We start from the raw sequence: 13,992 nt of genomic DNA on the forward strand, positions 1-13,992 counted from the left end.
CACCATCACCTGGGTTGTCATCACCATCACCAGGGTTGTCATCACCGTCACCTGGGTTGTCATCACCGTCACCTGGGTTGTCATCACCATCACCTGGGTTGTCATCACCATCGTCCGGCTTATCACCGTCGTCATCAGCTTCGATGACTTTCAACTGAGTGCTGGTACTCGACACCACGGTTTGTTGCCACAGCGCATCGACCGACAATTCAACATCACCTGGTTCTGCAAATTGTGTTGTAAATTTGCCGTTGTCATCTTCTACACTGACAGGTTCACCAGCAACGTACCATTGGTAGTGCAAATCAAGCGGCTCGCTGGATGTCAGGTTTGCCAGAAATTCGACGTTCTGCCCCTGAATCACTTCATCAGGCTGTAAGATAATCAGTCCGACAATTTTTGGAGAAATAAGATCAACTTGCTTTTCAGAAGACTCCAGCAGTTTTCCACCCAGATATACTTCTCGGGTTACGGTATAAATGCCAGGTTGTGCGTACTCGTGTTCAGGTTCTGCCTCATGAGAAACAGAACCGTCACCAAATCGCCAAAAGTACTGCGCATCATTGGCAGACACAGTGCAAGTCAGTATGAATAAAAGACTGGTTATTACTTTGTACATAGTCACTCCCTGATAGTGATATTAAATCATACGTGACACCCAGGCTTATCAAGTGCAGCCAACGTATGACGGTCTTGATTGTAACACAAACGTTAAAAAACAAAATACAGTCCGCTAACTAATCCGTCTAATAGTACTACTTAAAATGCGTAAATGTACTCGCTTGTATTAGGTAATTGTTCGGTGCCAGACAGTAATTTTACAATAGAGCGTATGCCTGCAATCAGACATACGCGTCAGTCCTACTGCTGAAATACCACACCATAAGTACTTAATGCAGCCTCGCACAATCGCCAGTTTAATATTCCACGTACAGGAGCGCTTGCGTCGATAAAAGTCGGTGCCCATCTTAGGTTACGAAACAGAACGCTGTGTGCCTGTGAAACAACCCCTGAGCGAACGGCCTCCTGGCGGGCTAACTCACATTGTTTCCAATCCTGGCCATCACTCGATGGCAATTGCAAATCCGTTATATCGTAGCTGGCAGGACAGGACTTTCCTCGCTGAACACACGCGTTTTTCATTTCCTGCACCTTATTTTCACAGGCATATCCGAAGGGATTATCACGGCAAAACTGTGCGGCAGTGAAAGAGAACCAGGCATTATCGTAGGCAAGCGTTTTGATGCGTTCCACAGCCAGGCGCTGCGCCTCGGGAAGATAGGCATAATAGCTATTGAGCAGGTTGGCAGCTCTTTGCTCGTCCAAAATAGCTTGTTTAAAGTCATCCTCAAGTTCAGTGATCAGCCATTTAGTCGCATTTCTGACTATCTGATAGTCGGGTACCAATGCGCGCAGCGCCAGAGAGGATTTGTCGTAACGCGTCGTATAGTAACGCACTACATTGTAATCACTCAGCGACGAAAGCTGGCTATTAAAGCCTGTTTTTGCGTACTTAACCGCCTCATAAAACATATCAAAGCAAGGCGTTGGGTTATCCAAAGAGCAAGTAATGATATTATTAGGTATGACTGTCAGCAGCTGCTTTGGGTCGCCACCTTGCTGTACCGCCCTTACCGTTATTTTGACCGATGACTTTGTGTCATTCTGCAAATACTTAAGCTGCCCACCTACATTGAATACACCACCATACAAGTCCACATCCAGATAACCACCTATGTCTGACTTGTCTTTGTTACTACCATAATCAATCTTTAGATTAACCAGTACGTTTGCACCATACTCGATCCCCGTCACAAACTCATCGCCCACTAAAGCTTGCAACTGAGTCTGATGATTGTTGGCAATATTGTCGCCAACTCGTGACAAGGTATATCCCGTGTTTTGATTTACGGGCAATAGCAGACGCTTTTTCGGAGTGCTGGACGCACTAAAAGTATAGGAGCTTGAATAAGTGCTGGATGCCATTTCCTTTGCAAGCGAAGCCCCGGCAGAGACGCGCACCACTGGAAAGTTCACATCGATATCCACGCTGCCATTGAGAATACTCAACATGTCATCGTAGCCCATGTCGATACCCGTTTTGAACTGCAGCTCCGTATTGCCAAAGCTTTCATCAATAACACCGCTTACTGGTTGTACATTTAAAAAGCGCTTCTTCTGGCTATCGTAAGCCGTTCCGACTTCGATATGGTCATTAATCAGCCCTGAAACAACCGAGCCTGCCAAATTGCCGCTGCTCATCTGAGTATCTGCACTTTGTGCATATCCACTTACCAGAGCGAGCTTCACCATCAATAGTGTAGAGTAAATTGGATTCATATCATCTTCCTTAACGAACAGTGACCAAGTAATCTTCTACTTCGCCGTAATGAATACGGGTACACGCATCATTTGACCCACCTCCGGCGTCCGTCGCTACGCGCATTAACGTCAAACCTTCGGGTACTGTTGCCGGTACGTTCAGTAAGAATTTGAAAACACCCGATGACGCTGAGCGATACACCATTTCAGAGGACTCAAACTGACCATTGTGATCCCAGTCAATCCAAACACGCGCTGCAACATAGGACGGAAATTCCGGCTCTTTATTGCCCGGCTTAATCGTAACTTTCGATGCCTGATTAGCTCGCAGCACAAACACTTTGCCCGAAATCAGGCTATGATCATGCTTTTCTGATTGATGCGTGGAGTCATCCACTGTGACTTCTGAGATCCACTCCCATTCATGCTCATAGCTACGATTCTCACAATAAGACCTGGGTAACACGGTAGTTTTAAGCGCGACGGGTTCATACTCCACAGGCATAATTGAACATGCTTCATGCGCACTAGTGCCCGCATACCACTGGTAAGGGTTGGTAAAATCAGTGTTTGCAAAAGTCAGGTACTGAGCTTTGCCTGCAGCCAACGCTGTATCGGAAAGCCATAAGGCTTTGAGCTGTCTAAGCTTTTCTTCCTTATCGACAATATCAGACGATGCATGCATCCGCTCCCATAGCTCAACCAGCACATCATCATAACATTTGCGTAGCCAGGCAAATCGGCCTTGAGCCTGTTCAACCGTAAGTAAATCACCTAATTCACTGTATCTGGCTTGTTGGTGTTTATCGTTGCTTTGCTCTGATACCGAAGCGACGGCCTGAATACCAAAAGCCATCATTAATACCAGTAAGACTAATAAAAATCTGAGTAAATTCATGAGATATCCTTATCTGAGAACGTCACTGATGGCACTATAATCGCGCACATACACGAGATTGTCGGCCTCATAGTTAATACAGTAATTGCCTTCCGGATTGCGCTCGCAATAGTCGACCAGATCGGCGAACAAGTTCGCGTTAGCACGGCTTTTGCTTTCAATATCCTGTAACTGAATGAGTTGCTCTGCAGAAAACTGGGCTGCATAGTAACGTTGCAGATTTTTGGCGCGACGATACACCAGACGCTCCTCTATCCAGCGCGCAGTCAGCTCTTTGATGATTAGGCGAGTCAGGTAATTAACTGGCGTATAACCACTGTCCGGGATAAGCTGCTGGAGGCCCGCGCCAGAGTCCAAATAACGTGCGGTATACACTTCACTAATGTTGTAATCCGTCAATGAATCGAACTGGTTTATATAGTCCGTTTTTAGATAATTGACCGCCGCTTCAAACAAGTTAAAACAGGGCTCAGGGTTAAGTAGTGTGCAGTGCATGATGCCATTAGGTATGACCTGCAGCAGCCTGTTAGGATCTCCCCCACTTTGCATGCCACTTATCGTGATATTCACTGAGTTTCGCTTTTCTTCACTTATCTTTTGAAGTTCGCCGTCAACTTTAACGCTGCCTATCCAGTCGACGCTCAGATACCCGCCTATGGTGCGTTTGTCCGTTTCATTCCTGTACTCAATTTTCATGTTAATAACAACATTCGAGCCATAGGCAAACCCCTGGACAAAACCGTCCCCCAGATTGCTCGCTTTGTTACCCGGATATGCTGTTGCCAACTCCTGTGCCGCCAATGTCGGCTGATAGCCTGTATCATTGTGAGGAACCAACATTCTGGATTTGGGTTTTACAGAGGAATAGACAGTGTATGTACCCGTATACCTGTCTGCACTGATATCTTTGGCATAGTTCGCACCCGCATCAACTCGCACTGCTGGTAATTCGAAACCAGCATCGACCTTGCCATCGACCAGTTTCAGGGCTTGCTGATAGCTAAGATCAACACCGACTCTGAAATCAATATGCGAATTTCCCAAGTGTTCAACTTGCTTCCCAAGTACAGATTGCAGCCCCAAAAATATCTTGCCTTTGCTTTGGTAAGCTGTGCCAAGCGGGACAAGATCTGTCCCCTGACCAATGGTCGTTCGCGCTTCTACTTCATGGACAGCCATAGTGTGAGCATGTGCCTTTACTAAAAGCAAAGCTCCCAATAACAACATAAACGAAACCACATTACGTATTTTCATTATCATATCTCCATGAAAGGCCCTTTCGGGCCTTGGTTTGTCAATCCATGACTATTGCTTAAGGCTGTTCAGATAATCCTGGTGCCATGCCTGCGGCAGACGATTTAGCACATCTTCTGTCGTTTCTACTTTATTGCTAAACTCATGCTCGCTTTGCATTGCCAGATCACCCACTTGCAAGCCATTGGCAAACATACTGAAAGACTCTCCGGGCTGATAATTCGGATCATCTTTACTGCGCCCCAGGCGGAGGTTATATACTTTATCGGTAAACTCAACCTCCTCTATATGAGTGATCATTTCGAGCCCGTTTTCGGTTAAGATCTGCGCCCCTTGCTCGACCTTGCTCGCCCACACAGCATTGCCTGATTGCATCACAACAGGGTGAGACTCAGTCAATAACAGTGTTTTACCCGACTTAGTTTTGAGCTGGACCATAGGAATAGTTTCAACACCCACGGAAATATCTTCTATCGTCAGTGCAAGATGATTAGCAGGTGCAAACTCACTGGCACCCAGCACCTGATCGCCCACTTCAAGCCGCTCAATAGGAAGCTGCTTACCATTTGGTAAAGTTATTAAGGAGCCTTCAGCCAGACAACTGTAGACAATTTGCATCTGAGGGCGGTCTGTATCACCCCAGCCACTGTCCATGTCTGTAGAGCCAATGACAAAAGAAGACGTTCGTGGCGGTCTGCCAGGACGTGGCACACTATCCAGCGCAAAATGCATTATCCAGTGGGTATCCTGGTATCTGCCAAATAATGTGGCGTCTCCAAACACCCCCTCATCTTGCGGAATATCCCAGGATATGATTGTCCGATCCATCCCCTTCCACTTGTCGTAGCGCAGGTTTAATTTCTTTGCGAAGAGGTCGCTGATATCCTGATAATCAGCATCACCGATTGCTACGGCACCGCCCCCTTCTTTTGTCTGGATAAAGATGTTTGTTCCGTGATTCATGAACGCAGGCTTATTCGTTACCGGGCTCTCGACTAGGGTTATTACACCGTTTTCCTCCTGAACTTCCAGTGTCGTAAAATCCGGCAGGTAGATGCGCGTCACCTTACCCATCACGTTAAAGCTCCCTTGAAACGGGACCTTTAATTTAGTTTCACTGTTTGGTGTGTCTGGTTCGTAAATATTTTCATAATCACAATCACCATAATTTCGATTGAGACAAATTATGATCTTACCATCAGGCACATCCGCACCGCCTTCAGAGCGGTTGTCAATGGGCTTTTTAATGGCTGTTTGAAAACCATTTCGCCCCGCCAGAGGAATTAGTGAGACGCCCTCAGTACCAGACGCGCCTGATCTCAGCAAAGCAAAATAGCCTAACTTTGCCAGCAAAGTATCCTTCGAATACTCCACCATAATATTTCGGTCTTCAACAATTTGCTTATTGTCGGCCCCCTTATATACTGTGGTTACCCAACCATCGGCAAAAATACGCTCTGAGCCAGCAAGCTTATACAGAATATCTTGTACTTTCGCGTAGGAGTATACTGATTTGCGTTTAGCCTCCTGCCCGTCGCCAAAATATTCATTGTATGCCAGTTTAGTAAGCTGCTCACCTTTCTCATTGGTTAAATGCAGATCTATCAATGTGTAATCGGTCGACACCGTTTTACTGTTTAACGCAGATAACACAACATAGGACTCGCCATTTGCATTACTCGTGGCGACTTCAATGCCCATATGTTTAAAGAAAGTGCACAGCTCAGGTCTGCCGCTCAAGCAGTTTTGTAGTGAGCTGGGGCTCGGATTTTCTGTTACCAGCGTGTCTTGCTCCAGCCTTTGCTCAATTAGCGAAAATAACTGAGGCCGGTTTTTCTTGCTCAGGCCATGCTGTGCCAGTCGTGCTTTTAAACGCTCATTTTTAATCTGCATGTCTTGCTGATAAGCTACACCACTGGCTGCTTTTAATGAGCCAGCAAAAGTATCAGGCATGACGGATACCGTCCCCAGTGCCAGAGCAATGGATAAATACAGAGGTTTCATATTTTATTCCCTTAATATGGAGAGTTATTTGAGCAAGTGCTCAGGTCTCACCAGCGACGTGCCGGCGAAACCCTACAACAATTTGTTCAATTAAGTCGGATGGAGCACGCTGTATATTTGAGGTATGTCTTTTTTTGTTTGGCAGGCAAATAAATTTGATAATTCACTATATGTGTTGCGTTGATAATTTTTTTCAAATACCAATTCTAAGCAAGTCTGAAAACCCACAGGATACAAAATGGCGCCAGAGAAAGGGATATACGTTGAGCTATTTACATTCACCGGTTGTTCAAATTTTTCTGAGGGTTGCGCGCTGTCTGGCAAAAGGCTTTTAGTGAATTTAACTTTATTACCGCTTTGAATTTCAAAGTTAAAATCAGAGCGTAACCACTCGTCAGCGCCTGAGAAGTCAACATTTACATCGAAAACTTGGCCTTCATCTACTTCTCCACATGAAAAGAAAAAACCATATCTGGAGCCGACAACCACACGCATCATTATTTTGCCCGGGAGGAAGCCTTCAGGCAAAGAAAAAGAGACCAGCCCAGTATCCGTTATCTCTTCGACTAGATAGACTTCTTGCTCTTCATAAGCGCCATTGCGGTTGGTATCCAGTAATACCGTGACTTCTTGTCCAGCAGAATAGGCACCGAGTTCAATAGTGTTTCGCTGTTTAAGATATAAGTTTAAGGGCTGGTCTAATATCTCTTGATAGTTCTGTGGCAGTAATTGTAAATTGTGACCATTAATCAACACGTGGCTCATCAGGCCTGTATTTTCTTCTCCGAACCACGGTGGGCAAGCCACGCCCAGAGCGCGCGAATAATAATCACGATAAGCAAGCAACTCCTCACCGTCTGTTTTGACTACATTGATCTTAAAACGCGTCAGTAAATCGGGCTCAATACCATGCGCCCTTTGTAAAAACGGATAAATCGCGCTACCGGAATTACGAGACCAGCCTTCAGTGACCCCATTACCCCAATCAACAGAGATACGCTCTATTTCACTGATTGGTAGCGTCTCAATCAAATACATGAACTCGTCATACTGCGGCATAGCAGCAACAGGTAGGCTTGAAATTTCAGATGTTTGCGCAACCAACCCAACTAGGTGTAACGCGCCATCTACATCCTTGCGTGCCTCCTCTACTAGCATGCCCACATTGCTTGAATCAGCCACCAGCATCAGGCAAGTAGCTGCATCATCTAGACTCGCGTTGGCAGGCAAACATGAAATATTAGCGTTTAAAAATAGTTTAAATGCTTCTTCAATAGTCCAACCATAAGTTTTTACTAGTTCATAGAAAGCTTTTCTAAAAAGGCCACCTACTTCATAGCGCGACATATTGGCACTATAAGCACTCAAATGGTCGATACTACTACCATCAAGTGATGGCAGCGAAAAATAACGCTCTCCGACATCTTGTACTCTTACATCCCAGCCGAGCCACCACTTTTTATCGTCTTGGGGGCGCCCAGTGCCATCGAGTATTTGCGATAAAAATGGCTCTGAGGTGCTAAAGCTGCCAGACACGCTATGCTGTAAGTAATCCAGCACAGCAATACTAGAAATATCAGAAAACGCTTGATAAAAAGCGCCAGCTTCCCCCCAACTTTCCAGCTGACTATTCCAGTGTGTCATTGCATATGCAGCCTCATAAGCAACAATACTTGAAGTAGTAAGCGAATAATGGCTGACACCATAGTATCCTGTTCCATAGTTTACATAGGCTCCGTCCCAGTAAGCCTGATTCATGCCAAAGGTATTGTTTCTAACTCTTTGTTTGAGTGTTTGTAGACAGTAGCCATCAATAGGGCAATCGGACACTTGGTTTGGAAACAGTTCATTCAGCTGTTTATGAAAAAACTGCATGGTGAGCCCACCGTAAAAATGAGCGTCACTCAAAGGCCCATAGCTAAAATAGTCATAATAGTCAGTGCCGACGTCGTCACCATTAAAGTACTCATAATAGCCATCACAACCGTACATAAAGGGGTCTGTGTGGTGAGAGTAATAGTCAATTGTCTGCACATACGGGTTTTCTAAAAAGCAGCGCCCTCCTTCTTTTCTGACGACAAATGGATAGCCATCAAAGTCGGCAAAAATGAGCGGGCGAGCAGTATCGCTGACATCATTAAAAAGAAGTTCCGTTGAAGGGCTGGTCGTTTCATCATATTGATATCTGAGGCAAGCCTCCATTGTCGAAGGCTGCGGTGAATAACATATTGCCCCCATTTTCTCGTTGCCGCCTATGCCACCAGCTGCAACGTATTGCCCACCATCAGAAAGCTGCTCTGCGCCCTGCTCTGCACGGGAAGAGTGCATAATGCCTTGCTCAGACTTAAGGACATTCAGGGTATCCGCATCGATGGTAAGAGTACGTATGCCCTCCTTCGAAGTGGCGGTAACCTGAAACACGCCCATTAAACGGCCTTGCCAAGTCAAATACGCACGCCTGAGATCTTGCAACTTGGTCTCGGACGTTAAGTCTGAGCCTGCCGCCAGCCGTTGCTCTATGTCAGCCGAGGGCAAACTGAAATAACGTCCATCAGTGGCATCAGGAAGCTCTTGCGCTCTTAAAGTTGCACCCAGACCCTGCAAGACTTTACCGGTGCTGTCTCTGAATAGTACAAATTGACCACCGATGACTGGTATACCACGATAATAAACTTGGTAATGTTCGAAGCGCTTGGTATTCCCTATGGTTTTCACCCGCTGATAACGTATTCCGTTATCACTAAGTGCCCCACTCACTTCAGCGGCCTTGGCTCGAGCCTGTTTCTTAAGCTGGTTCTCAACTTCATGCCACAGGTGCTGTTGGTTTAATAATGAATGTGTGTCTACCCACTGTGTCGCAGCATTGCTCAAACAACTAACACCGCACAGAAAGGCCGCCAAAGAGGCTTTTTTTATCGGCATTCACTCTCTCCCTGAATACATATTGTTTACAAATAAGACAGTTTCCTTTTAAGTTTGACACTTAGTTCGGCGCTAACAATTGGCAGCTAGAGCCACTTTCGAACAAAGATACAAACCTAACGTATTGCGTAATAAAAGCGTAATGGACAAACGTTAAAAATAAAACAAAAAACAAACAACCTGTTAAATTTTCATGTTCACTTCTGAACTCTCAACACTATGGGAGGATGCAGGCAGGAATAATACAAAAGGACCATGTGATACGGTACTTTTTGTATATAAATGGGATTATCTCTGATATTTAAACATTAGAAATTAAAGAGGTAGTAATTTGACCTATATTTCAATAGGTTAAAAAGAGTCTTCATGGTTTTTCTGAAAGTCTATTTACTTTTTCAACACTGTGATACAAGCAACGACCTATGCGAGGTTGCAAAAAAGCGCATTTAGTTATGTGCGCTTTCAATCACAGCGGCCGGCGTGCAGTTAATAATCCGCTTGTACCGGCGCTTTACACATTACGTACAACGGACTCGTAACCACAAAAACAGTGCCAGACTCTTTAAGCCTGGGGTAAATTACCCTTGCCAGTACTTAGCAAATAACTGTGGGTAGGTTTGCTTTAACATTTTGGGTTTATTTTTAAACTGTTTGCCCTGTGGCGCATAGTTCACTGTGTTGTGATAGGGCAGCTCCTGCTCCGTTTTTTGCTCGTAGAGCAGCCCTGCTGTCAGGTCCAGCTCGTCGCAATACGGATAAGGCAGGTTGTCGCGCAGCGGCATGTCTTCAATACTTGCCAGGGTATCTGGCTCACCCAGCACCTGCTCTACCACGGCTTCGCCCTGGGTCAGCAACCAGTTGCAGAAATCCAGAAAGTCATACTCACTGTTACAGCCGCAAGTAACATAAGCTGCACCCCAAAGATCCCAGTGCCATAAACGTCTGAGTTGCTTGCTGTAGTGGCTATCAAACTCGGCCAGTTCGTTGTCAGGCAGTGCTTCTAGCCTGGTTTTTAATTGCGCCGCTTTATCTTTGGTTTGGTTGTCGATGGCAATGAGCTGCCAAAATTGAGTCAGGTCCATGGAGTAAAACACATCAGGGGATAATGATGCGATCTTACCACAGCCAGCTAAGTGAAAGGTATGTTGTGCCGGGTTACAGACACAAAAAAAGCAAGCCTTAGCTTGCTTTTTCTCTTAAGCAAAAACCGCCAATTATAGCTTAACGATTTCTTCTGCCTGAGGACCTTTCTGGCCTTGAGTCAGTTTAAACTCAACGCGCTCGCCTTCAGCTAGTGTACGGAAGCCGTCACCTTTGATTGCACTGAAGTGTGCGAATACATCTGGGCCATTTTCCTGAGCGATGAAACCAAAGCCTTTTGATTCGTTAAACCACTTTACGGTACCTGTTAAAGTATTAGACATAATAGTAAATCCTGAATATTAAAATGATGCCAATCCTTAAAAGCTAACCTCTGCCCTGATGCAAAGGATCCTTCTATACAAAAAACTGGCAAACCTATGCCCATGTGGGCGCATAGACCTAAATTTTGCCGGTGATAAAACTTCAGGACGGTACTACTACAAGCAAAAACTTATACAACAACGTAATGGAGATTTATAAACACTGACCCAAATTCTGTCTACGTTCATCTTATCGGGCTGCCCCTCTAAGTCAACTAATTTTTAATCATATTTGTTAATTCTTAATGACACTAACAAGTCGCTTTCAAGGCAGAGCTGGCAAGGGTGTACCTTTTTTAATTTGTCTATTTAGCAGGATTATGATCGAGGGTAAATTGTGGTTAATTTAACCGGATATAACACCTTTGGAGACTATGCTTTGCAACTAAACTGGGTATAATTCGGCGCAGATCCACTAAGGCGCTTTTTATGCTAAAAGATATTTTTCTGCGATTGACCCAGGCTGTTGTATTGTGCGCTCTCAGTGCGCCGCTGAGTGCAGCCCCATTAACCATATCTTATCTGCAACATCCCAGCGTCCGCGATCAGGCCTTGCCATTAGTTCAGGCTGCGTACGCTCAGGCAGGCATCGAAGCGAACTTTATCGCGATGCCCGCGCACCGGGTGTTACACGAAATTACCGCAGAGCATACCGATGGCGACGTTATTCTGGCACAAGAGATATTCGCCCCCTTCAAGGATGTTATTTCTGTGGGTCCGGCATTAACGGAAGTCGAGTTCGTGCTTTTGTGTGTGGCGAATGTGCCTTGCGACAACTCTGTGCTGGTGGCAACACCCAGTACCATAGTCGCGACCGACCAGTCCAAGCGCGTGCTGCTCACTAAGTACCCGCAGGCGCAGCGAAATCACTTTTATCAGATCAACAATTTAGGTAAGTTACCTGAGCTGCTAAATGTAAACCGCTTCGACTACGCTATTTTTGTCGTCTCAACTCAATGGCCGCTGCCCGACTCGCTCGCGCATTTGAATGTGCATCACTTATTTAGCTCTAAAGCCTATCACGTGCTGCACAAAAAGCATGCATCAATGGCTGCACAACTGTCACTGTCTATCGCAACGGTCAAGGCACAAAAAGGACTCTGATAAGTCTCTTAGGCTATCCGCTTACGGTTGCGCGATTGGCCCGGATACGGGAAAACGCAGTACTATACTCAAACCATTTTCATAGTGGCTAACATACACAGTGCCAGCTAAGTCATTCAGAGCAATGCGTTTAACATGTGCCAGACCAAGCCCCGACCCCGCAACTTGCTTTTTAGTTGAGTAAAAGGGTGCAAAAATATCTTCCGGATGTATTAGGTTTACACCCGCACCATTGTCACTCACTCTAAGCTTGAGTTCCTGATTTTTTACCTTAGCAGCAATTCTGATGGTCGGCTGTTCAACGCCATCAAATGCGTGTTCAATGGCATTGGTGATCAGGTGGTTAAGTGCTTCAATTAAACTTGCGGGTTTCAGGTGGAGTAAAACATCTGCACTTGGATCAGTATGGATTTTAAGCGCTACCTTCTTCTGGGCTAAAGACGGCGCCCATACCTCTGCCAGCGAATTAAAAACGTCTGAAATACGGCACACCGTTGAAACCCCGTTGTGGCACTGCACAATAGACTGTTTAAGCCGGTCAATTTTGTCGTCCATCTGATAAAGATTGCGCGACAGCAGGGCTGCCGCCTGACCAATACAACCCGCCTGTTTACGAGCCTCTTCCATGCCATCAGGTCCCTCATCCAGTGCACGCAAAAGCCGACTGGCCGACTCAACCAGCATAGAGGCAGAAGTTACACTCACACCCAGCGGCGTATTCAGTTCATGAGCCAGCCCCATGGTCATTAAAGTCTGCTCTTTAAATGCTTCTTTGTGGTCCTGCTCCTTTTGCTCTGCCAGCATTCTCAGTTGTAACTCAAACAAGTGTTTCAGTGAGCTAAGCATGGCCCTGGTTTTGCTGTCAAAGGTATTTTCTTTGTCATCGAGCACACACACAGTGCCAAACACAGAGTCGTCGACATTTTTAATAGGCAGGCCAAGGTAGGCAATCATGCCCAGTTTAATATCCGGATTATGATCCCAGAGCGGGTCTTTCAGTGCGTTGGGAACAAACAGCGCTTGTTGGGTTTTGATCACGGTTTCACAATACAGCCCGGACTGATCCCAACATTCACTGTCGCCAATCTCGTAGGGGTTTTGACTGTTGAGGCTTTTATTAAACACACTCAGGTGGGCACCATTGAGTTTCATGATCAAGGCCACAGGCACCTCCAGTAACTCCGCCACCCGAGTGAGTAGTTCATTCCATTGTGTAACAAGTTCGTCTGATAAAGTGTTGGTGTTCACGTGCCTGCTCCTGACAAGCCCTCTGTTGGCAACATACCTTACAGGCTTGCTCTTTGAGTATAGCCTGAACGCACCAATTTAAAATTCAAACTCCAGAGCCAATCGCACGCTGTGATCTTTGCTTACCTGACTTAATTCAGTCACAAAGCCTACTTCCCATTTCAGCTGTTTCTGACCCTGAAACCGATGCAATCCTATCACCGCAGGACCTACTCCCACAAAGTCTTCTCCTGTGTACACTTCAATCGCGGGCTGAAAAGCACTCATCCAGCGATAGCGATACTGGGCACGAAATTCAGACTCCCATTCGTTGCTGATCATTTCTCCCCATTCTCTGACGATAAAGGCGTTCAGCGTCAAGCTATTGCGGCCAAACTCTTTCTCAAACAACAGACCAACTGTTGCTTCATAAGCAGACTCTTTGTGGCGTTTTTCATATTCAAATAGCAAGCCCCAGTCAGCCCAGTAGCGACCTTGTTCGACCAACTGCCAGCGTACCTCGGCTTCATAGGCTGCCATATCAAAGTTATCATCCTGGTCGCGCTCACCAATGGCATAGCCCTCAATGGTCATGGTTTCAGTAAGGCTCCACCCCAACCCCAGTCGCTGAGCCAGAATATTCCCTTGATCACTTTGTCTGGATAGTAATCGCCACTCCACTTCACGCTCCAAAGGCAGCACGTAGGGGTGGTAAACTTTGTCGACCACCATGCCATCGGCCATCGCAACAGATGGCATCATAAGTAACCAGGCAAGGCGCCCTGTCAACACTGTATT

At 45.9% G+C, this 13,992-nt stretch carries 11 protein-coding genes; 1 reads left to right on the forward strand and 10 read right to left on the reverse strand.

What is annotated here, in order from left to right; genetic code table 11:
* The 8 genes from TW77_RS05495 to TW77_RS05530 form a co-directional block, all read right to left on the reverse strand.
* Positions 1–619 (reverse strand): PKD domain-containing protein (locus tag TW77_RS05495; RefSeq protein ID WP_046003968.1); only part of this gene is annotated, 619 nt, incomplete at its 3' end.
* Between the two features lie 242 nt (positions 620–861).
* Positions 862–2,340, reverse strand: a complete 1,479-nt coding sequence (locus tag TW77_RS05500; protein ID WP_046003969.1) for a hypothetical protein — start codon at positions 2,338–2,340, stop codon at positions 862–864.
* Between the two features lie 10 nt (positions 2,341–2,350).
* The gene (locus tag TW77_RS05505; RefSeq protein ID WP_046003970.1) at positions 2,351–3,220 is read right to left on the reverse strand and encodes a GEVED domain-containing protein; all 870 of its coding nucleotides are present in this window, start codon (positions 3,218–3,220) and stop codon (positions 2,351–2,353) included.
* Positions 3,221–3,229: 9 nt separating this feature from the next.
* On the reverse strand, positions 3,230–4,474 hold the full coding sequence (locus TW77_RS05510; RefSeq protein WP_046003971.1) for a hypothetical protein: 1,245 nt from the start codon (positions 4,472–4,474) through the stop codon (positions 3,230–3,232).
* A 51-nt stretch (positions 4,475–4,525) separates the two neighbouring features.
* Complete coding sequence (locus TW77_RS05515) at positions 4,526–6,478, reverse strand: Hint domain-containing protein (RefSeq protein WP_046003972.1); 1,953 nt, start codon at positions 6,476–6,478, stop codon at positions 4,526–4,528.
* Positions 6,479–6,568: 90 nt separating this feature from the next.
* Positions 6,569–9,400, reverse strand: a complete 2,832-nt coding sequence (locus TW77_RS05520; RefSeq protein ID WP_046003973.1) for a M4 family metallopeptidase — start codon at positions 9,398–9,400, stop codon at positions 6,569–6,571.
* A gap of 578 nt (positions 9,401–9,978) precedes the next feature.
* Positions 9,979–10,482, reverse strand: a complete 504-nt coding sequence (locus tag TW77_RS05525) for a DUF4240 domain-containing protein (RefSeq protein WP_046003974.1) — start codon at positions 10,480–10,482, stop codon at positions 9,979–9,981.
* A 132-nt stretch (positions 10,483–10,614) separates the two neighbouring features.
* On the reverse strand, positions 10,615–10,824 hold the full coding sequence (locus TW77_RS05530) for a cold-shock protein (protein WP_010380108.1): 210 nt from the start codon (positions 10,822–10,824) through the stop codon (positions 10,615–10,617).
* A gap of 468 nt (positions 10,825–11,292) precedes the next feature.
* Here TW77_RS05530 and TW77_RS05535 point away from each other — a divergent pair, with 468 nt between their 5' ends.
* Complete coding sequence (locus TW77_RS05535) at positions 11,293–11,967, forward strand: hypothetical protein (protein WP_046003975.1); 675 nt, start codon at positions 11,293–11,295, stop codon at positions 11,965–11,967.
* A gap of 21 nt (positions 11,968–11,988) precedes the next feature.
* On the opposite strand, the gene TW77_RS05540 is transcribed toward TW77_RS05535, so the two are convergent.
* Both TW77_RS05540 and TW77_RS05545 read right to left on the reverse strand, forming a co-directional pair.
* Positions 11,989–13,215, reverse strand: a complete 1,227-nt coding sequence (locus TW77_RS05540) for a GAF domain-containing sensor histidine kinase (protein ID WP_046003976.1) — start codon at positions 13,213–13,215, stop codon at positions 11,989–11,991.
* A 78-nt stretch (positions 13,216–13,293) separates the two neighbouring features.
* Complete coding sequence (locus tag TW77_RS05545; RefSeq protein WP_046003977.1) at positions 13,294–13,956, reverse strand: hypothetical protein; 663 nt, start codon at positions 13,954–13,956, stop codon at positions 13,294–13,296.
* Positions 13,957–13,992: the final 36 nt, after the last annotated feature.

Source organism: Pseudoalteromonas rubra, assembly GCF_000967655.1.
GTDB classification, from domain to species: domain Bacteria; phylum Pseudomonadota; class Gammaproteobacteria; order Enterobacterales; family Alteromonadaceae; genus Pseudoalteromonas; species Pseudoalteromonas rubra_A.

Coding starts and splice junctions, on each gene's coding strand:
- TW77_RS05515 (WP_046003972.1), bottom strand. CDS start 6,478: ATGAAACCTCTGTATTTATCCATTGCTCTGGCACTGGGGACGGTATCC.
- TW77_RS05535 (WP_046003975.1), top strand. CDS start 11,293: ATGCTAAAAGATATTTTTCTGCGATTGACCCAGGCTGTTGTATTGTGC.
- TW77_RS05520 (WP_046003973.1), bottom strand. CDS start 9,400: ATGCCGATAAAAAAAGCCTCTTTGGCGGCCTTTCTGTGCGGTGTTAGT.
- TW77_RS05510 (WP_046003971.1), bottom strand. CDS start 4,474: ATGAAAATACGTAATGTGGTTTCGTTTATGTTGTTATTGGGAGCTTTG.
- TW77_RS05505 (WP_046003970.1), bottom strand. CDS start 3,220: ATGAATTTACTCAGATTTTTATTAGTCTTACTGGTATTAATGATGGCT.
- TW77_RS05500 (WP_046003969.1), bottom strand. CDS start 2,340: ATGAATCCAATTTACTCTACACTATTGATGGTGAAGCTCGCTCTGGTA.
- TW77_RS05530 (WP_010380108.1), bottom strand. CDS start 10,824: ATGTCTAATACTTTAACAGGTACCGTAAAGTGGTTTAACGAATCAAAA.
- TW77_RS05525 (WP_046003974.1), bottom strand. CDS start 10,482: ATGGACCTGACTCAATTTTGGCAGCTCATTGCCATCGACAACCAAACC.
- TW77_RS05545 (WP_046003977.1), bottom strand. CDS start 13,956: ATGATGCCATCTGTTGCGATGGCCGATGGCATGGTGGTCGACAAAGTT.